Origin of the sequence: Rubripirellula reticaptiva, from assembly GCF_007860175.1 — a bacterium.
In the GTDB taxonomy this organism is placed as follows: domain Bacteria; phylum Planctomycetota; class Planctomycetia; order Pirellulales; family Pirellulaceae; genus Rubripirellula; species Rubripirellula reticaptiva.
The window spans coordinates 570,578-595,898 of the sequence record NZ_SJPX01000003.1; the positions used below are offsets into that span (position 1 = coordinate 570,578).

Below are 25,321 nucleotides of genomic sequence, written 5' to 3' on the forward strand. Positions count from 1 at the left end.
TTCAGTGGAGGGCTAATTTCCGATGCCTGATTTTAGATCAAGAACGAAGTAACAAACTGCGGTAATCACAACGACGCCGATCAAATTAAGTGCAAAACCGGCTTTGACCATTTCTCGAATCGTGATCTGGTCCGATCCAAAAATGATCGCGTTCGGCGGCGTCGCAACCGGTAACATGAAAGCACAGCTGGCCGACAGGGTGGCGGGAATCATCAACGCCGACGCATCGAATCCCGCACCGACCGACGCTGCGCCTAAAATAGGCATCAGCAATGTCGTGGTTGCCATGTTGGATGTGACTTCGGTCAAGAAAGTCACCGTCAAGCAAACGATGCCGATCAACAGAGCCGGATGAATTCCGTCTAGCATCGCTAATTGGTTTCCAATGCTCTGGGACAATCCGGTGACCTCAGCCGCTTTGGCGATCGCCAGTCCACCACCAAACAGAATCAGTATGCCCCAGGGAATGTCGTGTGCGGTTTCCCAGTCCAGTAGTGGTTTGGGACTGCCCTGCGAGTCGACTTCGCCGCTGGGGACCAAAAACATCAGCACGACAGCCGCTAGTCCCACGGTCGCGTCATGTGCCATCGGCATGTCCAGCCATGCCGCCCAGCCGCCAAACGGAGCGCTGCGAGTCATCCAAAGCACGGCAGTGCCGGCTATGATCGCCAACACTCGCTTTTGCGCCGGTGTCCAAGGCCCCATTTGATCGGTTCTGGGTGTCACCGCTTTTCCCAAGCCTCGAGTCAGCCAGGCACCGGCGACAACCAACATCAACGCCGAAACCGGAACGCCGATTTTCAGCCAAGAGAAGAAGTCGACCGTGCGACCGGTCTGTTGTTCATAAATGGATACGAAGACCCCGTTAGGTGGCGTTCCAATGATGGTGGCCATGCCACCGAGGCTGGATCCGTACGCCACCGCCAACAGCAACGGCGCGCTAAGCTTCGCATCCTTTTGTTCTTGCAAAACGGCGATTGCAACTGGCAACATGATTAGCGCGGTTGCAGTGTTGGAAATCCACATGCTGCAAAATGCAGGCGCTAGCAGAAAACCTAACACGACGCGTCGTTGGGATCCGGTGCCCAACAAATGCATCATTCCATGGGAGACTCGCAGGTGGCTTTCGGATCGTTCGGCGGCACGCGAGATCATGAAACCGGCCAAAAACAGCAACACGAACTTGTCGCCGTACGCCTGTGCCAACTGTCCGTGGTCGAGCACACCGGCAAACGGGAACACGACAAACGGAACGAGCGACGTCACCGGAATCGGGACCGCTTCGGTGCACCACCAAACGCCACACAAAAGTGTCACCGCGGCAGTCACGGCCGTCGGATGCGATACTCCGAACGTCGCTGTGCAGACGCCATACGCGATGATTGCCAAAACGGACCCGGCTGCGATGGCGATCCAGCGGAAGTGTTGCATGAGAGAAGGTTTCGTTCAAAGGCTGGTCGGCAAGGTCGAAGCAACATTCTAGCTTCAACTGAGTGCTCGTAGTTTTGCAAACTGGACCAGACCAAATGTCGAATTAGCTATTTCAAACAGCTTGTGAATTGTTGGCACGCCATCGAATTAAGAAGCTGGGCGAGAGCCGGATCGTAGCGATGACCTTCGTCGCGCATAAAAGCGTGCTCGCCATTGAATTCGTGCCAAGTGAACCGAGTTTCGGCGGCTGTCATGGTGTCGTAGATCAATCGACGACCTTCGCCCGGGATGTGCGGATCTTGACGGCCCCAAATCATCATCATTTCGCCACCGATTTCAGGAACGCGGGCAAGCGTATCGTCGGCCATTCCCAAGCCGAGACTGCCTTTGTGAATATCGGTCGCGTAAAAGCAAACCCCGGTTGCAACTTCGGGATTCATTGCGGCGCGAAATGCGAGGTGTCCGCCCAAGCAGATTCCAACGCTGCCGATTCGGCCGGTGCACCCTTGATCGTTGCCAAAGAAGTCGATCACGGCTCGTGCATCAGCGTCGTAGCTTGCCAGTTCTTTCTTGGTCTTAAGATCGTTGCCGCGATCGGTCCCTTCTTTGTCGTATGCGAATGCTTCACCAGGTTTCGTGAATTCGTGATAAACATCGGGAACGGCGACCAGGAAACCATGTCCAGCGATCATCGCTGCGGTGCGAGCAATAGGGCCGGTCATTTGATAAATCTCGGCGAACAACATCACTCCCGGAAATTTTCCCGGACGATCGGGCCGGAACAAATGCGTGTGCATCGGGCCGTACGGAGTATCAAGTTCGACAGCAGTGACAGGTTGGATTCGCATGCGGTGCTATTCGAGCAGGAAGGGGGGAAGTGTTTGCGTTGACGGTTGATTCTTCACCGTCGTTTTTCAGCCGACATCGTCTTTACGTCTCGTCGATCGGTCAGCTTGATTGTAAAGATTTGTTGCTCTTCGAGATGCACGGTTGAATCGACGCCCATCATCGACGTCGCGACGGTTCCTTTGGCATGGAACGTTTCAGTAACGTCAGTGACCCATCTCCGTTTCGTGTCAAAAAGGATCTCGCCACGCGCATGATACAAACGGAATTTTGCGTTCTCGATCGAGAAAGGAAGTTTGGATGACGGGACCGTGTCTTGCGGCGTTGGCGGTCGATATTCCAGTTCGTGAGTGTATTCGAATCGTTGCAAGTTCCGGCCTTGAGAGCGACCTCGGTAATTCGTTCTGCCATACCAGCTGCCCAAGTTTCCCCAGTCGTGAGTCGACTTGCGAATGAATGGCTTGCCGATCCGTTCCGTTTTTCGAGGCTCGAAGAATGTCAACTGAGCGATTTCTTTCCAACCGTCCTGGTCGATCACCGTCGAAACCAACACGGATTTCGATTCCGGTGAATCGACTTCTTCGACCTTGCTGTCATTGGTGAATCCCGACATCGAAACGACTTCGCCTGCTTGGTTGATGAAGTAGGTGAATTGGCGTCCCCGCAGTTCGCCAAGCGCCTGAGTGAACATGCCTCGCGACATCAAGTCGGCTTCAATCAACTCAGTCGTTTCGACTGTTTGCAAAGCCTTTCGCAGTCCATGCTCATCGGGCGCGAACAGGTCCAGAGAAGAAAAAACTTGATAGTGGATCTGTTGTTTGATCGCTAAACCCTGCACCACAAAACTTGGTGCTCGCCGAATGTCAATGTGCTGATAGAGCCGCTCGACAGGCTCGTCGGCAATCACAATCGCCGCAAAGCAAAGAGAGCACAGTACGGAAAGTAGACGGTTCATGGCGGCGCTCATCCTCTCTATAACGATCTGCGAATAATTCGCTCACTAGGGAAAGGGACTATCGCATCTTGAATGTCTCGTCGTATCTCGGCATTTTGTTCTCGATCCAGCTATTCAGGCCGTTTTCCGTGTCGTGCCACTGCGGATCTCGGTGCGTCTTGCTCCACTCTAGGCCGTCATCGATCATGCTGCTGAGGACCGCTTTGTGGGACGATGCCACGTTGTCCAATTCGCCAATGTCAGTCGACATGTCGAAGACTTTCCAAACGGCAAAGTTTTTGCGGTAGGCCTTTAAGTTGCCGCGACGGAGTGAAACCTCGTTCCCGCCGCCGTGATGCCTTAGCCAGTACATGGTCTCGTTTTCGTGCGAGTCCTTACCTGCTAGGAAATTCTGCCAGATGTCCTTCCCATCCAGAATCTTATCGCTCGGCACGGTGGCGCCGGCCAATTGGGCCAGCGTCGGATACAGATCGAGTGCCAGCACGGGATAGTCGAACACGGATGCCGCAGGAACCTTCGCGGGCCAGTGCATGAACATGGGAACTCGAATGCCGCCTTCGTGCGTCGAACCTTTGTCGTCTTGCAGCGGCGCGTTGCTGGCACCCTGAGCGATCTTGCCTCCGTTGTCGCTCAGGAAAACGATTAGCGTGTTGTCCATGATCGAGTCAGTTTTATCGGAATCGCCGTTCGGGTCTTCCAGTGCACTGACGATTTGCCCAACACCGCGGTCAACGGCATACATCATCGCAACGTAATTCTGGCGAGTTTCGTAGTCGCGGTAGTCCACTCCATTGCCTGGATTCTTTGGCTGATGTTCGGGGTACAAAAACTTCAAGTCTTCTGTCTTCGCCTGCAGAGGCGAGTGCGGCGCGTTGTAGGCAAGGTACAAAAAGAACGGCTTTTTCGCGTCGGCGTTGGTCGAGACAATACGAACCGCTTCGTCAGAGAACATGTCGGTTAGGTAGGCACCCTCGGGCGACAGGTAGTCTTTGCCGTTTCGTTCCAAGAAATATTGATAGTCGTTGATTTTGGGTTCGACATTGTCCGTCACCGATGGAAAGTACTGATGCCCGCCGCCCACGAATCCAAAGAACTGGTCGAAGCCGCGTGTGTTGGGGTGAAACGGCTTGCTGGAACCGAGGTGCCATTTGCCGACACAGCTTGTCGCGTAGCCAGCGTCCTGCAAAACGGTGCTGATCATCGTTTCGCTTTCCGGAATTCCCTTCGAGTTGTAGTCCTCGAGGTGCTTGGCAACATCGGGCAGATTCTTTTGTCCGCCAAAGCAGTGCTGCATCCGTCCGGACAGCAGCCCCATTCGGCTGGGTCCACAAAACGGGTGCGTGACGTAGGCTTGTTTGCAAATCGTGCCACCGCGAGCGAGGGCATCAATGTTAGGCGTCACCACATCGGTTTTAACGCCGAATAAGTCAGCATTGAAACCAACGTCGGCGTACCCGAGGTCATCGCAGAAAATCAGAACGATGTTCGGCTTGTCGGTGGTCGCAGGTGTTCGCGCGACGGCGGTAAGGCAGGGCAAGCTTGCGATCAACCCTATCAATAATGCGGATGCGATTGACGCAGTTTTGGTTTTCATGCTTATCTGGATTTAGGCAGAACTAGGAATCAGTGCCATGATAGCCACTCGAAGAGGTTGCGGACTTGATCGTTAAACTGCCGTTTAAACCGTCGGTTAGCGTGTTGGCTTGACGTCTTCGAGCAGTTTTTCGAGCTGCCGCATGCTGCGGGACAGCAGCACGCGAATCGCGACGTCGGTTTTGCCAAGCTGTTCAGCGATTTGTTTGGTTGCTAAGCCATCAGCGTATCGCATACGAATCACAGACTTCTGTTCGTCGTTAAGGCTGGCGATGGCCAGTTGCATTCGGTTTAGGCGTACGTCTTGGCTGAATGCCGCGCTGGGCGACGTCATGCTGGCCGCCAACAGTTGTTCGAGTCCCATGTCTTGATCGCCGCCACCGTTCGGTGCATGCAGCGATTGCTGGCGGCGCGAATCACGTCGCTGGGCACCGAAGTAATAGCGGTGTGCATCAACGACTCGGCGTCGGGCAACCTGTTGCAACCACTGCATTGGCTCGTACTGGTCTAGCGGGGCCGTGTTCAGGCTTGAAACTGCCGACGTCGCAACTTCCTGCAGCAGATCATCTAACTCGACGGCGCTCAACAGACGTGCCGTCGTGATCGATCTTAGGAAACCGATCAACTGGGTTCGGTGGCGTTCGATGTAGTGACCAAGCGATTCAGAATCATGCTGTTTGATCTCAGCAATGAGTTTCGCATCGATCGCATCGAATGATTTTTCTGCGTCACTGGCGGATTCGTTCGACGTCATGATTGGTACTTTGAAAATAGAATCTTGTTGCTTCCGGCGGGTGTTGATCGCGGACGATCAACGGAGGAAGTATCTTGAGCTAGAATATCGCATCTCCAGCCGCCCATCACACTCGAGTGAACCTTGAACACTCCGATCGATTCTGATCCAGAGCCGAAAGATGGCAACACGACGGCGCAAGTTCCGGGAAATGCGGTATCAATCGACGCAGACGATTGGCTTGACGTTTGCTTGAACCGGCTGGCCGAGCATGGCAGTGTTGCCGATCCGGTGGAGTTGCGTGCGTATTTGCCAGACCTGGATCGAGACGGCCGCCGCACGTTGCTGATTGAACTGGTCAAGCTGGATATGGCGATGTCGGCCGATTCCGGAAGAATTCGTCTGATCGCCGAGTATCTTTCGATCGACGAATGCTTGTTGTCGGCGGACAGCGTTCCGATTGATTTGGTGATGGAAGAAATGCAGCTGCGAATGGAAATCGGCGATCCACCCGATGCCAGCGAATATCAGCTTTGCTATCCGCATTTGGCGACGATGCTGACACCACTTGAGCAATCAATTGCAGGGATTCCTTCGGCAGTCGAGATGAAGGTGCCGCCCGAGGCGAATTTGGGCGATCAGATCGACGATTTCTTGATTCTGCAAAAGCTTGGGCGTGGGGCTTTCGCCCATGTCTATCTGGCTCAGCAAATTTCGATGCGGCGGTTGGTTGCTCTGAAAGTCTCGCGTGGTAAAGGCGGCGAGTCACAATCATTGGCCCAGTTTGATCATCCCAATATTGTTCGTGTGTTTGATCAGCGGCTAATCGAAAATTCTTCGCTGCATCTGCTGTACATGCAATTCGTTCCGGGCGGCACGCTGGCCGATGTGGTGCAGATGTTTCGTTCGTGCCGTGCCCAGGATAACGAGTGCAAAATCGGCGGAGCGATCTTGCTGCGATCGGTCGATGAACAGTTACTCGAGGCTGCTCAGGTTGTCCCCGATCAGTCCAGCACTCGCGAATGGATTGCCGATTCACAGTGGCCACAAGTGGTGGCTTGGGTTGGCTTTCACCTTTGCCGGGCGCTGCATGAAGCGCATTCGCAGAATATTTTGCATCGCGATGTAAAGCCGGCCAACGTGTTGCTTTCCGCCGAGGGGATTCCGAAACTAGCCGATTTCAATGTCAGTTTTTCGGACTCGGCCGAACAGGCTGGCCAAGCTGCTTCGTTGGGCGGTTCGCTTGGCTACATGTCGCCCGAACATGTGCTGGCGATCATCGACAACGATGCTGGTGCCCAAGACAAAATTCGCGAACCGGCTGATTTGTATTCGCTTGCGGTGTTGTTGTGGGAACTGTGGCAAGGACAGCGGCCATTTCCAACTGCTGCGGCTGCCACGTCGTGGAAGCAAGCCGCCGCCGACCAGTTGGCCGCCCGCCATCGACCGATCGTCATGCCCGACTGTCAACACCAGAACTCTGATGCGGCCGAACGCGTGTTGGCAAAGACGCTATGCCGGGCGTTATCAGTCGAGCCGTCGGATCGTTTCGCCAACGGCGCCGAAATGGCGGGCCGTTTGCGGTTGTCGTTGTACCCGCAGGCGGCGACTCTGTTTGATCCACCCGAATCTTCGTGGCGAGCTTGGCTGTCGCATCAATCGCCTTGGATGATGGCGTGCGCGGTGCTGCTAATTCCGCATGCCTTTGCGGGCGGATTGAACTATCAATACAACATGAACGAAGTCATGCAGACGGATCAGTTGAAGTCCGCACTTCAGTCGATTTCGTGGATCGTCAACTTGACGTACTTCCCACTAGCAACCGTCTTTGCGGTTTTGCATACTCGCAGCATGGTGCGGGCCGTCGAGAACGCTCGCCAGAACCAACGAGTCGACAGTCGTGATCTCGGCAACATGCTTGAACTAGGACAACGGGCGGCACTGATCGGTGGTTCGATGTGGATATCATCCGGAATTCTGTTTCCGTTGATCTTCCACTCCATGAGTCCTGATTTCCACTGGATGGCATCGATGCAACTGTTTCTGTCGTCGCTGATATGCGGCGGAATCGCGATGGCCTATCCGTATTTTGGAATGGCTTGGTTGGCGACGTTTGTGTTCTATCCGCTGTGTTTACGGAACACGATGCAGGACGCTGACTTTGATGCACGGGCCGCTCGGATGACGAACCGAGGCGAAGTCTACACCTTGATCGCCGCAATCTTGCCGCTAGTGGGTGGCGTTTTGATGATGTCGAGTCCGTCGTTATCTCGATGGTTCATGTTGACGGCCGTTGTGGCAGGCATGTTAGGTCTAGTGGTTGCCACGTCCATCCAGCAACGAGTCGTGAAGGCATGGACGCAAATGGGACAAGTTCTGTCGACCAAAGTTGCAACGATCCCAATCTGAAAAATCCGCCCGGTGTCAAATGATGCCGGACGGATACAAGTTTCGGGTCTTGGATACTGCTTACCTCATCGAGACGTCACGGCAACTTCCGTCGACTGGGCGTTCAACTTGTCCATGGCGTTGCGTAGTGCATCGACGTTGACGCTATCTGTTTCCGTTGGTAACGAATCGTTTGGCGATAAGGGAGCGGGGGTATCCGTCTGCGGTGTCGGGCTATTGGGAGCAAGTTCTAACTCTGCGGCTGGCTGAATAGTCTGCTTCACCGTTTCCGAAACGAATGGTACTGCGGACGCCGCGATTGCTTGCACGTTGTTAGCTTCGTTCGTTTCAATCCATTCGTCATGACAGTCAATGACCACAACTAGCGATTGGAATTCGATCATGGTTCCGTTGCGATTTCCCATCGATAGAGCTTCGTTGGGAAGCACAACCTCGACTTCGACGGCGGTGCAAGGTTCGATGGCACAGGTGCGGACGGTTGCACTAGGACAATGCGGATGGATGGCACCCAAGAGTGCCACGACTGAGACGTCGACACCGTCAACTTTGTGCTGGCTTTGGTTCATCACCGTGATCATGAACCGCGGTCCACAAATTTCGGCCTCATCAACACGCCGATGAACCGAAACGATTTGCAGATCGCCGAGGTCGGTTGCTGGGACCGATGCGAAGCCGAAGGGCGTTGCCGCGACGGTAGAAGCCGCTATCGAGTTGTCGACGCTCTGGTTGACTCCGTGACGACGGATTTGTGCGATGACGTGGTCGCAGCGCGGATTGCCACGTAGAACTTGCCATGTGTCGACGGTTTGGCTTTTGGCGATGGCTGCGAAACAGATCGCGACGGTGGTCGTGATACAAACGATGACTGAGAAGCGGATGGCTTTGGAAATAGGCATGAGTTTACCTGTGAATGATTGGGCATGCGGTAGAAACAAAAAATCCTGGCAACCCCATCGAGAGAGTTGCCAGGCATGGAGTGGAACGTTGTGGGCAATCGCCGCGTCGGTCTTGCTTAGTAGCAACCCCAGTAACTGGTGTAGCAAGGTGTGTAGCAAGAGTAGCTAGGCGTGTAGTAAATCGGTGTGTAGCAACTGCTGTACGAGTGATAGCAGGGGTTGTGCCAGTTCGTGTAGCACGAGCGGTAAGACGATCGGTGTTGGTAACCGCCATAGCTGCCGTAGCCACGTCCGTATCCGCCGAAACGTCGGAAGCAAGCGGCGATGGCGTCGCTGTCGTTATTTTCATCGTCGCCCAGTAACGCGTCGACGTCGGCTTGGCCGAGTTTATCGGGTGTGGATTCGGCGTCGGTCACGTTGTTGCTAGTGGTGTCCATCTTGGCGATGGCAGAAAGCAGGTCATCATTTGCTTGAACCGAGCAAGCGAGCAACATCATGGGGGCGATTGCGAATAGGGCTGTCTTGAACATCGTAGAGTTCTCCGGAAATTGGCAGAGTAAGTTGAGAAAGCGATCGTGAGTCTGCCGTGTCTCGTCGTCGCTGGGCGTCACTTGACTAACCGACCAAGCGACGGCGGCAGGGATGTGTTACGAGAAAGTTTGGAAAATTATTCGGTCGCCTCTGCCATGTAACAAAACGCCCCTTCTCTCGCTTGGATAAGTCGAACCCCCATTCGTCTTTACTCTGATGCGAGTTTTCCGATGCGATACCGATTCCCTTGCGTGTTGTTGGCTGCTAGTCAATTCTTGCTGGCACCGAACTTTCTAGGTCAACCTTTCGACAACGAAGCTAGGGGCGATGATCCTCTGTTTTCTGAGATTGCGATGGAGTCCGTCTTTGCCAAGTCGGTCACCGCGTCGCCAGTCGTCGCGACCAAGAATGATTCGGCCGACTTTGGCCGGATCACGGGGCCCAGCTCGTTAGCGACGGTGCTGAAGTCGTCCGGTTTCGAACCGAAACAAGACAAGGAAAGCGTTTCCTTTGTGGTCGCACGAACGGGATGGAAGCTGCCGGTTGCGATGAAGGTTGATGTTCAACAGGATCAGATTTCATGCCACATGTCGCTGACCAAGATCGATCCTGATGCGAGTCTCAGCAGCGAAACCATCCTTTCGTTGATGGCCGCCAGCAACCAAGCCGAGCACGCCACGTTCGTCTATGACGACGATCGGAAAATGATCCAACTGCGATGTTTGCTGTCCAACCGCGACGTCACGATGCAGTCTCTTCAAGATCGAATGACGACACTGGCGGACATCGCCATTGCAAATTCAGTGGTCTGGATGGCGTTGAAGACGTCACCAACTCTGACCTCAATATCTGCCAGCCGATCGCCCACTGATGGCAAGACGTTGGTCAGTCAGGCATCCGTTTTGGGACGGTGGGGGGCCAGTTTGCCGTCCAATGCGTCGATTGCGATTGAGTTTAGTAGTAACGGGACTTTCAAAATGGCTCATGTCGCCGGCAAGCAGTCGGCCATTTCGTCAGGAACGGTGCAGCGTGAATCCAACCGATTGACGCTTTCGGAAACCGGGAAACCCAAGGTGGTGTTCCAAATTGATTCCGTCACAGCGACGGCAATGGAACTGCGTTTGATCGATACGGCTGGCAAGTCAGGGCTTTTGATCAAATTTACGAAAGTAAACCCGTAACACTTTCGCACGCCTTTCGCTTGTCTAGTTATCCCCGCTCCGTTCACACCGACATGGCCATCGAGGTTACCAATCATGTTCGCAATTAGCCCCCTCTTAGCCGTCATGGGCACCGCCGCCCTAGCGAATCGTTACCTGTTGATCGCCGCACTAGCGATCACGGCTGCAACCGCACGCGGCGACGCCGACACGTACGCTCGAGTCGTTCAATCGACTGTTTGGATCGTCACCAGCGACGCAAACAACGAAACCGCCACCGGTACGGGCGTTTTGGTCGACGCTGAAAAGCGAATCGTCATAACCAACGCTCACGTGGTCGGCGACAGCCGCACAGCGGTCGTGTTTTTCGCTGATATCAAAGACGGTTTGCCAAACGTCAAACGGAAACACTATTTGGACAACGTTCTGAAACTGGCCCAGCCCGGCAAAGTGGTCGCGGTTGATCGACGCCGCGATTTGGCACTGATTCAGTTGCCAAATCTGCCCGACGGCGCCAAGGCGATCGAGATGTCTGAAAATGGCACCAAGCCAGGCTCGACGATTGAATTGGTAGGAAATCCTGGGAACAGCGATGTGATGTGGGTGTCCACATCCGGGTCGGTTCGGGCCGTTTATGACAAGAAGTTCAAGTCAAACCATGGGGAACACAACTTTCGTGCTGTCGAAACGCAAAGCCCTATTCAACCCGGCGACAGCGGCGGTCCTATCGTTGACGGTGAAGGGAAACTGGTCGCACTGGCCCAGTCGTTCTCACCCGACAATTCGCTGATCAGTTTCTGTGTCGATATCACCGAGATCCGGGCCTTGTTGGACAGCAGTTGGAAGCAAGCACCGATCGCAAGCAAAAAACTACTCCAAGACGCCGATATCCAGCACACCGTCACTGCAGCCGGGCACTATCAAGTCGACCATCCGCTGGCCGATAAGACGACGCAAACGGTTTTTGTGGCTAAGGACACCGAGTACTTCGAGCGAGCAGATGTGCGAAAAATCTGGTCGCTCGTGCAAGTCAGTAAGGACCAGCCATCGACCGAACTGATGAACCGTCTGCTACGCCAAAGCTCGGTCACCAAGATCGGTGCATGGGCCATCGAGAAAAATGATGCCGGTGAACATCTAGTGATCTACGTCGCCAAGCTTGATGCAACCGCGCCGGACGAGGCGATCAAAGGAACGATTGAATATGTCGCCCGGATCGCTGCCGCGATGGCAAAGGAGTTGAAACCGAAGGCGGACGAAAAATCGGCTGCCGAAACGCTGGCTTCTTGGCTGGCAAAGTGAGTTTTTGCGGTAAATAACGTGTGTGAAGCGATGGGGTCGCTCGGAAGGAGACGCGGATCGTTCGAGGTAACTTGAACGGTGCGCGTCTCTTTTTTTGTTTTTCAAGAATCTCGGTAACACATCCAAGGTGCCGACGCTTGGATTGTTAGCGGACAATCGTTCGCGAAAGAAAGTCATCCAGAAATCACGAATCCCTTCAAAGTAGGAAACCAAGCCATGACCAAGAACTTCAAACGACTGATGATCGTCGGCGCCATTGTCTGCAGCACCGCCCAAGTCTCCAGTGCCGGCGGATGCGGCGGCGGCAGTCGGGGCGGCTTCCGAGGGGGCATCAGTATCGGCTTTGGGGGCGGCGGAGGCATCCGAGCGAGCGTTCGTGCTCCTCAAATTTCGCATCAAGTTCATCGTCCGATCCAACATCATCACGTCATTTCGCAGCCGACCTATGCTGCTCCCATTTACACCCAGCCGACCTACATCCCGCCGGTTTACCAACAGCCAGTGCAATCGCAGCCCGCTTTCGCTCAGCCGGTCGACTCTCAGCCAGTCGTCTCTCAACCCGCTCCGGCATCACCAGTGGTTTCGTCAGCTCCTGCAATATCATCTGCTCCGGCGAATTCTGTAGCAACGCCGGCGGCTCCATCGGCGCTACAAATGTTGGCTTCCCTGACGAATGAGTCCGCCAGCGAAACCGACGCTGTCTCGGCGGCGACAAGTATCCCCGAATTCTCTGCGACGACATCGTCCGTGCCGACAACCAGTTCGGGCACGTGGAAGGTCTCACTGCCTGGCGATCAGTCAGTCGAACTGATCTTGAACGACAACGGACAGTTCTCGTGGACGGCGACCAAGGCAGGTGCAACCAGTTCGTTTGCCGGCACATTCCAATTGGATGGCGATCAACTGACTCTAGTGCGGTCAACTGACCAACAGCAAATGCGAGGTACTTGGACGGCAACCGCAAACGGATTCACGTTCAAGCTGGACGGTGCAACCACCGGCGGGCTTGCATTCACTCGCTAGACCCTGCTTGGATCGGACGCTAACAAGCGGTCTTCATAGCCATCACCGGTTTCGACGATGATGGCGGAATGGTGAAGGTGCTTTTCTTCTTTGACATTGACCGCAAAACACCGAGTTTGGCATAGACCGCATCCGACACAGCGGTCTGCAAGCACGACGGGGGCGAGAAACCCCGTTCCTTCGACCGGCACGCCGCTCGAATCGACTTCGGTATGAACCTGAGTGTATTCGATCGCGTGATAGCCGGCCGCGTTGCATTCTTGGACACAAAGATCACATTCGCCGGTCGCGGCGAACGGCAAACAAGTGGACTCGTTGACGATCGCCAGCCCCATGCGAGTTGTCTTCTTTTCGACGAGCGGCAACGGGCGAATCGCGCCGGTCGGACAAACTTGGCCGCAGGCATTGCAACTTGATTCACATCCCGCCCAGTCCGCGTTGACCAGCGGAGCCCACAGCCCCTCGAGTCCTTGTTCGAATCCTTCGGGTTGCAGCACGTTGTTCGGACATGCTTTGAAACACTCGCCACAGCGAATGCACATTTCCAAGAATTTGTCTTCGGGGACGCTGCCCGGCGGACGGACAGGGCGAACGGCGTCTGCAGCATCAAGGTTGGCACCAAACGCTTTCGTTGTTGCCGCGACGCTGATTCCACCCACCACCGCAGCCGATCCGCCGGCCGCCAGCGATAAGAAACCTCGGCGACCGAGCGATGTTTCGCCAGTCGGCGGATCGTTCGGGATTTTCAGTTCAACGACGTTCCATCGCTCGACAAACTTGATCGCATGAGTCGGACAAACGCCGCCGCAGGATTGGCACATCGTGCAATCGGAGGTGCGAGTGGTGAAGTCGGGCTTGATCGCATCGAAAGGACAAATCTCGACACACTTGTTGCAGTTGATGCAGGACGATTCGACCTTTCGCTCGGTCACACGAAACAAGTTTCCCAGCGAAAAAACGGCGCCGCTTGGGCAAACGTATTTGCACCAGAACCGCGGACGTAGAAAGCCTAATCCAAGCACGACCGCGAACATCACAATCGAAATGACCTGTCCGACGCCGATGCGGGGAACCAAGTGCCAGCCTCGTGTCGATCCGCTGACAAGGGGATCAACGATAAACAACATCGCTCGCGTGATCACGGGAATCGCAGAAAAAAATCCCGATACTAAGACACCGGCAACCGCCGCAACCAACGTGCCGGCCAACAAATAATATTTGATGTGAACCCACCAACCATCGTCGGAAACTCGAAACCGTTTCGTTCGGCCGGCGATGGCCCAATCAAAAAGGTCGATGGTGGTTCCGAGAGGGCAGAGGTATCCGCAGAATCCTCGCGGGATCAAAACGCAGACGATCAGAATAACGCACGCGGAAACTAATGATCCGACCCAACTGCGAGAGGCAATGGCCGTTGAAAGGCTGACCAAGGGGTCGATGATCAGAAACGTTTCGGCAGGGATGACTTCTTTGCTGGCCAGATTGTCAGTGTAGTGAGATGACCAGGTGTTCGGGTCGGACTGGTAAAGACGAAACGAGCCCGAACCGGTAAAGAATGCATCGAACACTTCGGGCGACACCTCACCTTGAAGATTCAACCAAACCTGATCGTCGTGCTGCTGTGTCACTTCAAATTCGCCAATGCAAACGACGCTCTGATTACTCGCGGCGGCGCTTGCAATCATGTCATCGGCGACGAAGACATGGAGGCCGCTGGCGACTGTTGATTTATTGTTAGACGGTTTCGACAGTACGAAATGTCCTGACACATCATCAATGGTTTGGAAGGTCCAACCCGCCGATGCTTGTGGTGCTGGCATTGGCCTCGCGCTGTATGGCCAACAAACATACAGAAAAAGCGTTAGGAACGTCAGCAAACAAAATGACTGAACGACTCGGCGTACGGGCGATGCCAGCCACGAAATCCCAAGTCGCCTTAGAAACTTCCGAAACAGACCTCGACGTTTTGTGGCATGGTCAGATTGCAAAACACCTGGCGTCACCGTCCGCAGAAACCGTGCAGCGAGCGACGATGAAGCCGGTTGGCCTTTGCGCAGCTTTCGCAGCGCCGGAACGAACCAGTCTAAACGAATCATGGCTGACGAACGACCGCGATCAAAACTTGTCAGGAACATGATCACGCTGGCGGCGATCAATACCAATCCAAGCGAGATCGCCAATTTAAAACGATCGTGGAAGACGCGTTGGTAGGCAACGTGTCCGGTCACAGCGGCCGTGACGATCACGCCACCGAAGATTCCAGTGGCGAAAGCAATTACTCGGGATCGAGTTGGATTCATCGATGCTTTTCCTCCAACCTCAGCCGCCCGAATTGAAACAGGTTTATTCGCCAACGCACTGGCTGGCCACTCCGCCATCGCTTACTTTTGTCAGCTCGACTCGCGACGTTCGCTAGCAGTCACTTCGATCCATCGGCGAGTGCTTTTGCAGTTGCAGCGATGATGGCTTGCGATGTGATTGTCGCGCCGCTGGTGCCGTCGACATCTTTGATGCCTTGTAGTTCAATGATCTGCTGTGGCGTATCTGTCAACGCTGCGTAGAATTGTTTTTCGCGGTGCTTGGTTACTCGAACCTGCAGGATTTTTGCTGACGCCACCTCGACTTCGACTTCGACCTGGCCGTTGTAGCCCATGCTTGACGCCGTGTACGTTCCGTCGGCAACTCGTCGCACATCCGCGCGATCAAACAATCGAATCGCTTCGATCGCGTCACTTGCTCGGCCTTTGAAACGAGCTAGGTATTCTTGGTTTCGAGCTTCGTCGCGATCGATCACTTGCTGGTAATACGTGATCGCTTCGTCGAATCGCCCCGCGCCTCGAAGGGCATCGCCTGCGTTCAAAAACGCTTCGTTGAATTGCCGTGTTTTACTGTACACGTCGGTCACGGCAAGAGCTTTGTCGATTTCGCCCATGTCGCCGAATAACTTGATGGCGCTAAAATGCACTTGTTCGCTGTCGAGCATGGATAATGCCATCGACCGATTGCCTAATCGCCAATAGCACTCTGCCAAATAGACTCCGACGGGATTAGCAGCAGTCGCGTCGGATTTCTGCAGCCAAAAAGCAGCACGAGAGTAGTCGCGGAAAAGCGTAAAGTACATGTCGCCGAGCTTTTGCATGTCGCGGCTTAGCAACTCGTGGTTGCCCTGGTGCAGCTTCATGCACTGATAAACCAATTTCAGCCCAGGCTTCCACCTTCCCTCGTTCGGGTTCACTCGCCCCCAAATGTACTGGCCTACATTTTTTGATTCGTTCCACGGGCCGGGCGACTTCAGCGGCCAATTTAATTCCAGTGATTGCGGATGATTCAGTTCGGTGGACTCAAGCCACTTGGGCGGTTGGCTGCCGACCGACTCGATCAACGCGAGTACTTCGTCGCGGGTGCGTCCGCCATTGTTATCGGAATTGCCGTCCAGCGATGTCTTCTTGCCGGCCTGAGTGACCGAACGGATTTTGGAGAACGGATAGGTCCGCTGAAAGCTTCGACTACCAATCTTCGTAAGGAAGTCGATCTCGCTTTCTTCCTCGCGAATCTTGATAATTTCGCCGTTCATCGTCGACCCGTTGATGAACTCGATCGAGTCCTGAGCAAACGTCGAACCGGCCAATGACAAATACAGCAGTCCCAAGCCGACCATCGGGCGGAAAAATTGGGAAGCCGTTGGAAACGCAATCGAACGATGGGATGGAGTCTTCATGGCGAAGATTCTAGCGACTGACAACACGTAGTGCGTTGTCAACCGATCAAATTATCACGATTTAGAGCGCTCGCTCACAATCGATCGTGTGCCCAACTTGGTCTTGCGACCACAACCAACTCGCGATCAACGAGTCTGTTGATTTTGTAGCGCGATTCGCGGTGCATCTTCTTCGCTCAGCGCGATCGCGATCCATCCGCCTCGCAGTTCCAGTTGGCTGACGGCAAGTCCTTTGGTGGATGGGTGCTGGGTCAGCGCGGGCAGCGTCAACGGCAGCGGACGGCTTTGTGCCAGCACCTTATTGAAGATTGCTCGCACTGGCAATCGCTCTCGCATCGACATGCCTGGTCCACTGATTCGCAAGTGTCCATCGCGGACCAGCGAAGCTTCCAAACCGTTGATCTGCGGCACGTACGATGCACGGACGATGAACTGAGTCAGGTCGACTCGGCTACCTTGATTCAACCGAACGATTCGCATCGTGACCCAAAGCTTGCCTTCTTCGACTTCGACCGTGATCGGACGAGTTCGTGCGAATTGAATCGTGACGCCTTCGGGCATGTCTGCAGGCATCGCAATGGTTTGTCCGAACAAGTTCGCGGCTCGGTTGACGACTTGCGAAATTTCCATCGGCTCGTCACGAGGAACCAACTGTTCAAGCGTGTTGTTAATAGCCGACTGGTGAACTTGCAGACTCAGCAAGTTTGACTGCGGTGCACGTGGTCGTGGCGTGAACGCGGCAAGTTGCCAATCGCCCGCCAATCGGTAACGAGCCAGCAAACGATTGTTGGTGGTTTGCATGTCGATGACTTGCGGGTCTAAGTGCAGTTTGCCCAAGGGACCGAGGACCAAAGTCGACAGCTTCTCGGTTGCCGAACCCACTTGTTCGTTCAGTCGCGTTTGGACTTCCGAACCGACTTCAATCTTGATCTTGTTCGACGCGATACGGTTGGAAATCGGCGATGACTGGTCGTAACGTGTTTCAGCGATTGCTCGGACCAGGCTGCCGACTAGCGGCCACGAATCGTATTCCGATCGGACTCCGCTCAGCCGCGTCCCACCTTGGACGTCGACCGAAACATTGCCGGTTTGGATACCGTCGCGAGTCACTTCGATCGGGGTCGCGGCGGCGAAACGCGAGGTTCCGCGAGTTCGAATGGCGACGGGGCCATTGATGCCAGTCGAATTTGTCGAAACGTTTCCGTTGGTTTGCAACTGCAGTGACCAACGATCCCGTGACGGGCTTAGCGAGATCGCCAGGTCACTGTCGATGTAGCTGGTTCCGCGAATCCGTGTGCCCAACATGGTCGTGTTGAGCGGAACGCTTTTCGGATCAATCGATGGCAACATTCGGTTTAGCATGTCTTGGCTGATTGCCATGCGTACGTTCGCGTTGCGATAGTAGGCGCCGAGCGAATTCGAGATCTTCACAGACGCAGGGTTGTCGGCAAAACGAAGCGTTTGCACTGCGTCAGCGATTTCAATCGCAGCCATGTCGATCGCGTCGCTTTCTTGTCGTTCAATCTGAGCCAACAGGTCAGCGTAGTCGACGGCACCACGTGCCCAAGGACGAATCGTGCTAGACAATTGACGAACGCTCTCACGATCCAACCAGCCCAAATGGACTTCCTGCAAAGCGTGCCAACTCAGACGCGAAAGCAAACGCTGAGCCACCAACGAACGTTCTTCGCGTTTCGCAATCTCACGAGAGTTTGAAATCGCAGCGGATTCGATCTCGTCAAGCAACAAGTACGACGACCAACCGGCTTCGTCGCCCGTCTTGGGCAGTTCGCCGCGAACGCTCGCGATCGCTGCAATCACGTCGTCGATGGACGCCGTTTCGCTCGAGTTGGTTTGGTCGGACACCATCCAAGTGGGTTGGTTTTCGCGAGTGATCTGCCAAATGGGATTCCAGACTTGAACGCGGCGATCGAGAGCGTGGACGGCACGCAACCAAGCAACCTGGTCCTCACGATCCTGCAGTTGTTCTGCGGCGACTTCACCAGTCCGCGTCAGACTTGTCAATTGCTCAAGCACCGCACCGGCTCGTTCGTCACCCAGTCGTGGCAACGTTCGCAGTTCGAGCATCTGTTCCGAAACCTGGCGACTCCATACAGCAATCGATGGATCGTTAGTCGAATCGATCAACGCGGCAAGTTGGCTGTCCAGTTGACTGGTGACCGGCCATCCGGCGGGCCAGGTTTGAGTTGAATGTTTCGCAACAGCAGCAGGTTTTTTCGCCGAACTGTGTGCGTACGTCTTGATCTGCGGCAAATCGGTCGCGTAGGACTGAGTCGGGTCGTCGTCGCTAGTCGATAGCGTTTCAAGAACCGGCTTCTCGATCCGTGCGGGCTTGGCGAGGATTCGGTTCGATTCTGGCAAGCTGGACTTTCGCACCGACGGCTTCAAAACAAACTCGTTGGGATCAAGCGAGTTGTTGGGCGAGGCCATGATCATCACGATTGCGTCATCGTCGACAACGACTTCATCCTCAACGATCGGCGGGACCGTCAGCACCCGAGTTCGGTTGCGGAGACTTTGCAGCGTTCGGCGGTTAAGCGGCGAGTCGCTGACAATGCAAGTTCCTTCGGCTAGCCCTGCCCGATTGAAGTTGATGTCGGATTGAAGGCTTGACGCGGCGGCTTTCAATTCCTTCGCCAGTCCGGCCAGTTCGTGCTGCGACGTGCGGACTGGCGCCATCAAAGGCAAGCGATCTCCTTTTCCGAAAACATCTTGCCCAAAAACAGATGCGACTCGTTCGGGCAATGGTACTCCGCGAGCACCGTGTTCGTCGCGATCGCTGACGTCGGACTGGCCGATCACAAGTGACGGCAAGCTAGCCATCGGGAAGGCTTGCGTATTGGAAATTCCCAGTGACGCACCCAAATCGGACGCGTCGGAACCAAATGACGCGAAGTTCGACGCAAGCATGTCCGACGCACGGCGTGCCGGCGGCAACGGCATCGTCCAAAACGCATCTTCGGGCGTTTGGAGCTTGGGTTTCTGCAAGTCCGTGGTCCAGCATTTGATGGCCGTGCGGCAACCCGACACTTTCGTCGCGGCCAGCGTGATCGGACGCTGGATCTGAGTCATTGCGGATACGGTGCTGTTAATGGCGGGCAAATTTAGTCCCATCCATGACACAGCCGTTACCGCAGCCGACGCGGCGGCAGGCCATAGCAATAGCGATCGTTTGACTTCCTTACGCATCCCTCTGTCTCTTCCTTGCAGGAGGTTTCTCTTACGCTTGCTCGCTAATCGGGCCCTCCGAATCAACGACACTCGCGTAAAGTCACCAATCGGCAGCATCCGCTGACTGATCTAGTGTCCCCTACCATCGTCCCCCAACCGCAAAAGACGCCTCAAGATGGACAACCGGGATAACCCGATCCCATTTCCCGATGGTGCAGGTCTGCGGTACTTATTTGAAGCGAATTATCGAAAAAGCTTCACTGCATTGCCCCTATAACCGATCCAGTTCGCCGCTGGATGTCGCGGGACGACGCAATTCCACCATTCCAACCGATGAAAAACATGATTAACCTCTGGGGATGAATACTGAACTTTCAGGAAAGATTTTCGTTGCCGGACATCGAGGGATGGTCGGTTCGGCGCTCTGTCGGCGACTGGCCGATTCGGATTGCCAGATCCTGACGGCTGACCGTCGCGAGCTTGACCTGTGCGATTCAGCCGCTGTCAGCGATTTTTTCGCGACACATCGACCTGATTCCGTCATCTTTGCGGCCGCAAAGGTCGGCGGCATCGTCGCCAACAATACCTATCCGGTCGAGTTTTTGTCGCAGAACGTGATCATGTCGATCGCCGCGATCAACGCAGCGTTCCAAAGCGGCGTGAAGCGGTTTCTCTTTCTGGGCAGTACCTGCATTTATCCACGGAACTGTCCCCAACCGATCCGCGAAGAGTCCTTGTTGACCGGACCTCTAGAACCAACCAACGAAGCCTACGCGCTTGCCAAGATTTCTGGGCTGAAACTTTGTGAATATTATCGCCGGCAACACGGTGTAATGTTCCACAGTGCTATGCCGACCAACTTGTACGGTCCCGGCGACAATTATCACCCCGAACATTCGCACGTATTGCCGGCATTGATTCGTCGGTTCCACGAAGCCAAAATGGAATCATTGCCATCGGTGACAATTTGGGGCACCGGTTCGCCACGCCGCGAATTTTTGTTCGTCGACGATTTGGCTGACGCACTGGTTCACTTGTGCACTCAAGCCGATCCGCCGAGTTGGGTCAACGTGGGCACTGGGATTGACCAAACGATCCTCGAATTGGCCCACATGGTCGCCAGGACCGTTGGTTATGAAGGCGAGATTTTGACCGATGCGTCTCGCCCTGACGGAACGCCCGTCAAATGTACCGATGTGTCGCTACTGCACTCGACCGGCTGGAACCATAAAGTCGCGCTGGCCGACGGGCTGGCTAAAACCTACCAGTGTTTTTTGACTGAAACTGGCGCCGGAAATTTGCGTTCGGTCTAGTGAGTCTTTTTCGTTCTTTCGATCGTCCGATCCTCGTCTCTACCCTCCCCCAATAATAATCTCATGACAAAATCAGCTCTGATAACTGGCATCACTGGCCAAGACGGCAGCTACTTGACTGAACTGTTGCTCGACAAAGGCTATGACGTTCACGGACTGGTTCGCCGCAGCAGCACGTTTGCAACCGAACGGATCGAGCATCTTTACAAGGATCCTCACACCGAATCACGACTGCGTCTGCACTACGGCGATTTAACCGACGGCCAGGCGCTGACCAACTTGGTTTTGGAAATTGAACCCGACGAGATCTACAACCTGGGCGCACAAAGTCACGTGCGAGTTTCGTACGACCAACCCAACTACACCTTGCAAACCGTGGGTGTTGGGGCGTTGAATGTGTTGGAAGCGGCGCGTTTGCTGAACAAGACTAAGACGGTCAAGGTTTACCAGGCCAGCAGCAGCGAGATGTACGGCGAAGTGCTAGAGACGCCTCAGAAAGAAACGACTCCATTCAACCCACAGTCACCTTACGCATGTGCCAAGGTTTATGCGTATCACCAAACCGTCAACTACCGCCGCGGGTATGACTTGTTTGCAAGCAACGGGATTTTGTTCAATCACGAATCCGAACGCCGTGGCGAGACTTTCGTGACTCGCAAGATCACGCGCGCGGCCGGCCGAATCAAAGCTGGCCTGCAAGAGAAACTGTATCTGGGCAACTTGGACGCCAAACGTGACTGGGGTTACGCCAAAGATTACGTCGAAGGCATGTGGCGGATCCTGCAACATGACGAGGCCGACGATTTTGTACTGGCGACCGGACGTACCGAGTCCGTTCGTGACTTCTGCAAGTTGGTGTTCGAGCAGTTGGACTTGAACTACGAAGACTATGTCGAAATCGATCCGCGTTATTTCCGTCCTGCGGAAGTTGACCTGTTGTTGGGTGATGCATCAAAGGCGAAAGCAAAGCTGGGTTGGACAGCAACGACCAACCTTGAAGAGCTTGCGAGGATCATGACCCAACATGACTTCGAACTGGCCCAACGTGAATCGCATGCCAAGAGTTTCGTGCCGAGTTGAGTTATCGACGTTCAGGCTGTAACTTCACGGCTTGTTCACAAAAAGGATGACCTTCGGAGTAACGATGGGAAAAAAGAAAGCCGCTGCTACGTTTGAGTACGTCGAACCTATCGGCGACCGGGTTCTCGTTCGCAAGGACGAGCCGAAACGTGAAACGCGCGGCGGAATTGCGCTGCCCGATGCAGCCGAAATTCCCACGATCACAGGGCGGATTGTCACGATCAGTGCCGCCGTCGAGAACGACGAGGAATTGCCGTTGCGGCAATACGACAAGATCCTCTTTCATCCCAAAAACGCGATCCCCGTCGACTTAGAACACGACAATCAGCTGTTTGTCGTGCCGGTCGACGATATCGTCGCGGTTTTCCGTCGTTCGCCGTCTCAGGACGACGAATAGTCGCTGGGCGACTGATTTCGGCTGCCACTGAACTCGGGCTGCCAATCTCTCCGGTACCCGCCCCAGCCAAGGTTTGTTTCTTGTGTTGGGCGATTGGGACCGAGTTTGCTAAGCTTCGATTGCCTTATCTTCGCAGTTTGTCTGTCGAACTGCTGCAATCGAAAATGGGATGGTTCTGCGATGCTATCCCAATTTGCTTAGGACCAGCATGAATATCTTGATGCGAAACCGCAAGAATTCCCGGCACCGTCGCCGATTGGATTTCCAATCTCTGGAACGTCGGCAGTTGCTGGTCGCCGAAGGCGACGTGTTCAATCTTTCGGCAAATGTCGATACTGCGGGCTTGGTAGGCAATGCGTCCGCCAAGATCGACTGGGGCGATGGGGTGGTCACTGCCGCTGAAATCGCAGGGGGGAATTCGACTGGTCCGATCAAGATCTTATTCGACTACTCCCTCGACCAAACAAAGTTCTTTGGTACCAGTGCCAATGACCCGCTGCGGGTCATGCTGCAGCAAGCCGCCGATTCGCTGACATCACGATTCAATGACACGCTTGATGCAGTGTCCCCGAAACAATTTGTGAAGGTAAAGCCGAGTATCTTTCATCCGTCGCAGGGTTCGCCCAATAGCGCCGCGGGTGATCTTTTTGCCCTGCCAGAAAACCCCACGATCGCAGCAAACACGATCATCGTCTATGCGGGTGCACGCGATTTGCCGGGTGATGTTGCTGGTGTGGGCGGTGGAGCATCGATAAGCTTCAGCCGAACCTGCATTCCCGGGCCACAGTGTGATCAAGCGATCGCCAATCAGAATGCAACCTTTAGCCGAGGCGAGGCGGGGGTGTTGGCATCGCCAGCCACGGATGTCGCCCCATTGTTCGGATCGATCAGTTTTGATTCACCACGAAAGTCGCTTTACTACACCGGTGACGATCCAAGTGCGGTCCCGCCGGGTGGTTTGGATTTCTTTAGCATCGCAACTCACGAACTCGCGCATGCACTTGGTTTCGGAACGTCGGATTCCTGGAACACGTTCGCGTCGTCGGGCTCATTCACCGGGCCCAAAGCCAAAGCCGCGTACGTCGGATCTGGGAATGTCCCCCTGTCGCCTTCACACTGGGCCGATTCGGTGTTTGATCCTGTCACGCAACCGACTTTGATGAGGCCGATAATCAACGGTGAAATTCGAACTCTATTTTCGCCACTCGACTTTGCCGCAATGGACGACATTGGATGGGAAGTCGTTGATACATCGGCGATTGTCACTGCATCGCATCGATATTTAGACGACGGAAACTATACGCCGGTGGTCCTGTTGGAAGGTTCGTCGCTCGGGCGTTTGACTCAGAACGGTCCAAGTGTATCCGTCACCAACGTGGCTCCGACGTTGACGGTCGCAAGCGATGAAACGGTCACGATCGGAGAAGCCATCTCGATTCAGGAAATCGGCAGGTTCACGGATCCTGGTGACGAGCAAGAGTACACCTTCTCGATCGATTGGGGCGACGGCACCAGCGATGATGGTAACGCCACGGTCCAGCAGCGGGCCACGGCAAGTGGCGGTGATAGCGCCGGTGCCTTTGGCGGCAGCCATACTTACGCCGAAGTGGGATCCAAAACCGTCACGATTCGAATCCAGGACGACGACGGTGGATTTGACCAAGAAACGATGACGATTAATGTTCTTCCGGCGCCGTCGCTCGCGCTGGAAATCAGTCAGTCGAGAATCAAAGAGGATGGCGACGTTGATGCTGCATCGTTGACTGTCCGACGCAGTGGGGCCGCAGCCAACGTCGATACCGTCATTTCGCTTTCGTCAGACGATGCGACCGAGGCGACGGTGCCAGCTACTGTGACGATCCCGGCTGGTCAAACAACGGCTACGGTTTCGATCAGTGCTGTGGACGACAATTTGTTAGACGGCGATCAAACGGTGACGTTGTCTGCGTCTGGGGCGGGCATCGCATCGTCCACCGCCCAGTTGGTCGTGGGCGACGCCGAATCGATTTCAGCAACCGTGACGGGCAACATGATTGCTGAACAGGATGCTGGGTCGGTTTTTCTTGTCCTGGCGAGAAGCAACACGGACGTTGGTGACGCGATCACGGTGAACATCGCTGGATTTGATCGGTCTCAACTGGACCTAGCGGCAAGTGTCGAAATCGCCGCCGGACAACAAGAGGTTCGAGTCCCGATTGTTCCGGTCGATGACAACGTTCCCGAACTGACTCTCGCGGTAACGTTGACGGCGTCGGCTGTGTTTTATGAATCGGATTCAGTGGACTTCGAGATCCTTGATAACGAACCGCCGAAGTTTCAGAATCCCGTTTCTCGGTACGACGTCAACGGCAGGAATGGTGTGACGGCGCTCGATGCTCTGCGGGTCATCAATCGCTTGGCGATCCAAACGACGCCGCAGCTTGATCCGAGTACAGCCGAACCCAACGGCGTTTTCTTAGATGTTAACGGCGATTACCGAGTGACAGCGGTCGACGCACTTCAGGTGATCAATCAACTGTCGAGTGTGGGTGACGCTGGCAGCGGCGAGACGCTGGCAGCCGATGCGGTCGATCTAGTTCTACGATCGCCAATGTTAAGTCCGATCCAGTGGGTCGACTTCGATGTTGAAAGCGAAGATGACGACCTGATCCCATTCGAACCGATTCCGTTCCTGACCTAGCAATCAATCGAGGCATAAATTTCGGCGAGATCTCGTTGCCCGAACGCTGGTTGTCCTCGCCG

At 54.8% G+C, this 25,321-nt stretch carries 18 protein-coding genes; 8 read left to right on the plus strand and 10 right to left on the minus strand.

Going from position 1 to position 25,321, the window contains the following annotated elements:
• Positions 1-12 precede the first annotated feature (12 nt).
• The 5 genes from Poly59_RS15100 to Poly59_RS15120 all read right to left on the minus strand — a co-directional run bounded on the left by Poly59_RS15100 (position 13) and on the right by Poly59_RS15120 (position 5,579).
• Positions 13-1,431, minus strand: coding sequence for an SLC13 family permease (locus Poly59_RS15100; protein ID WP_146534931.1), 1,419 nt, complete (start codon positions 1,429-1,431; stop codon positions 13-15).
• 107 nt (positions 1,432-1,538) lie between these two features.
• Positions 1,539-2,279 (minus strand): dienelactone hydrolase family protein, encoded by a 741-nt coding sequence (locus Poly59_RS15105; protein WP_146534932.1) that lies wholly within the window; start codon positions 2,277-2,279, stop codon positions 1,539-1,541.
• Between the two features lie 53 nt (positions 2,280-2,332).
• Complete coding sequence (locus Poly59_RS15110) at positions 2,333-3,232, minus strand: hypothetical protein (RefSeq protein ID WP_146534933.1); 900 nt, start codon at positions 3,230-3,232, stop codon at positions 2,333-2,335.
• Positions 3,233-3,290: 58 nt separating this feature from the next.
• The gene (locus tag Poly59_RS15115; protein WP_146534934.1) at positions 3,291-4,826 is read right to left on the minus strand and encodes a sulfatase-like hydrolase/transferase; all 1,536 of its coding nucleotides are present in this window, start codon (positions 4,824-4,826) and stop codon (positions 3,291-3,293) included.
• A gap of 96 nt (positions 4,827-4,922) precedes the next feature.
• The gene (locus tag Poly59_RS15120; RefSeq protein ID WP_146534935.1) at positions 4,923-5,579 is read right to left on the minus strand and encodes an RNA polymerase sigma factor; all 657 of its coding nucleotides are present in this window, start codon (positions 5,577-5,579) and stop codon (positions 4,923-4,925) included.
• A gap of 123 nt (positions 5,580-5,702) precedes the next feature.
• Here Poly59_RS15120 and Poly59_RS15125 point away from each other — a divergent pair, with 123 nt between their 5' ends.
• Complete coding sequence (locus Poly59_RS15125) at positions 5,703-7,967, plus strand: serine/threonine protein kinase (protein ID WP_246151668.1); 2,265 nt, start codon at positions 5,703-5,705, stop codon at positions 7,965-7,967.
• A gap of 65 nt (positions 7,968-8,032) precedes the next feature.
• On the opposite strand, the gene Poly59_RS15130 is transcribed toward Poly59_RS15125, so the two are convergent.
• Positions 8,033-8,863 carry a hypothetical protein gene (locus Poly59_RS15130; RefSeq protein ID WP_146534936.1) on the minus strand — a complete coding sequence of 277 codons (831 nt, stop codon included), beginning with the start codon at positions 8,861-8,863 and terminating at the stop codon, positions 8,033-8,035.
• A gap of 116 nt (positions 8,864-8,979) precedes the next feature.
• Positions 8,980-9,393 carry a hypothetical protein gene (locus Poly59_RS15135; protein WP_146534937.1) on the minus strand — a complete coding sequence of 138 codons (414 nt, stop codon included), beginning with the start codon at positions 9,391-9,393 and terminating at the stop codon, positions 8,980-8,982.
• Positions 9,394-9,624: 231 nt separating this feature from the next.
• Here Poly59_RS15135 and Poly59_RS15140 point away from each other — a divergent pair, with 231 nt between their 5' ends.
• The 3 genes from Poly59_RS15140 to Poly59_RS15150 all read left to right on the plus strand — a co-directional run bounded on the left by Poly59_RS15140 (position 9,625) and on the right by Poly59_RS15150 (position 12,879).
• Positions 9,625-10,575: a hypothetical protein gene (locus Poly59_RS15140; RefSeq protein ID WP_146534938.1), complete on the plus strand. Its 951-nt coding sequence runs from the start codon at positions 9,625-9,627 to the stop codon at positions 10,573-10,575.
• A gap of 75 nt (positions 10,576-10,650) precedes the next feature.
• Positions 10,651-11,856 carry a S1 family peptidase gene (locus Poly59_RS15145; RefSeq protein ID WP_146534939.1) on the plus strand — a complete coding sequence of 402 codons (1,206 nt, stop codon included), beginning with the start codon at positions 10,651-10,653 and terminating at the stop codon, positions 11,854-11,856.
• A 216-nt stretch (positions 11,857-12,072) separates the two neighbouring features.
• The gene (locus tag Poly59_RS15150; protein WP_146534940.1) at positions 12,073-12,879 is read left to right on the plus strand and encodes a hypothetical protein; all 807 of its coding nucleotides are present in this window, start codon (positions 12,073-12,075) and stop codon (positions 12,877-12,879) included.
• On the opposite strand, the gene Poly59_RS15155 is transcribed toward Poly59_RS15150, so the two are convergent.
• The 3 genes from Poly59_RS15155 to Poly59_RS15165 form a co-directional block, all read right to left on the minus strand.
• Positions 12,876-15,179: a 4Fe-4S binding protein gene (locus Poly59_RS15155; protein WP_146534941.1), complete on the minus strand. Its 2,304-nt coding sequence runs from the start codon at positions 15,177-15,179 to the stop codon at positions 12,876-12,878. The genes Poly59_RS15150 and Poly59_RS15155 overlap by 4 nt on opposite strands.
• A gap of 119 nt (positions 15,180-15,298) precedes the next feature.
• Positions 15,299-16,597 carry an FMN-binding protein gene (locus Poly59_RS15160; RefSeq protein WP_146534942.1) on the minus strand — a complete coding sequence of 433 codons (1,299 nt, stop codon included), beginning with the start codon at positions 16,595-16,597 and terminating at the stop codon, positions 15,299-15,301.
• A 126-nt stretch (positions 16,598-16,723) separates the two neighbouring features.
• Positions 16,724-19,807: a hypothetical protein gene (locus tag Poly59_RS15165; RefSeq protein ID WP_146534943.1), complete on the minus strand. Its 3,084-nt coding sequence runs from the start codon at positions 19,805-19,807 to the stop codon at positions 16,724-16,726.
• A 341-nt stretch (positions 19,808-20,148) separates the two neighbouring features.
• On the opposite strand from Poly59_RS15165, the gene Poly59_RS15170 reads away from it, so the two are divergent.
• From Poly59_RS15170 to Poly59_RS15185, 4 genes are all read left to right on the plus strand, one after another.
• Entirely contained in the window at positions 20,149-21,102 is a 954-nt protein-coding gene (locus Poly59_RS15170) for a GDP-L-fucose synthase family protein (protein WP_146534944.1), read from the plus strand.
• Between the two features lie 63 nt (positions 21,103-21,165).
• Positions 21,166-22,182 (plus strand): GDP-mannose 4,6-dehydratase, encoded by a 1,017-nt coding sequence (gene gmd / locus Poly59_RS15175; protein WP_146534945.1) that lies wholly within the window; start codon positions 21,166-21,168, stop codon positions 22,180-22,182.
• A gap of 64 nt (positions 22,183-22,246) precedes the next feature.
• Positions 22,247-22,579, plus strand: a complete 333-nt coding sequence (locus tag Poly59_RS15180; RefSeq protein ID WP_146534946.1) for a co-chaperone GroES — start codon at positions 22,247-22,249, stop codon at positions 22,577-22,579.
• Positions 22,580-22,787: 208 nt separating this feature from the next.
• Entirely contained in the window at positions 22,788-25,259 is a 2,472-nt protein-coding gene (locus tag Poly59_RS15185; RefSeq protein WP_146534947.1) for a dockerin type I domain-containing protein, read from the plus strand.
• The last annotated feature ends 62 nt before the right edge of the window (positions 25,260-25,321 follow it).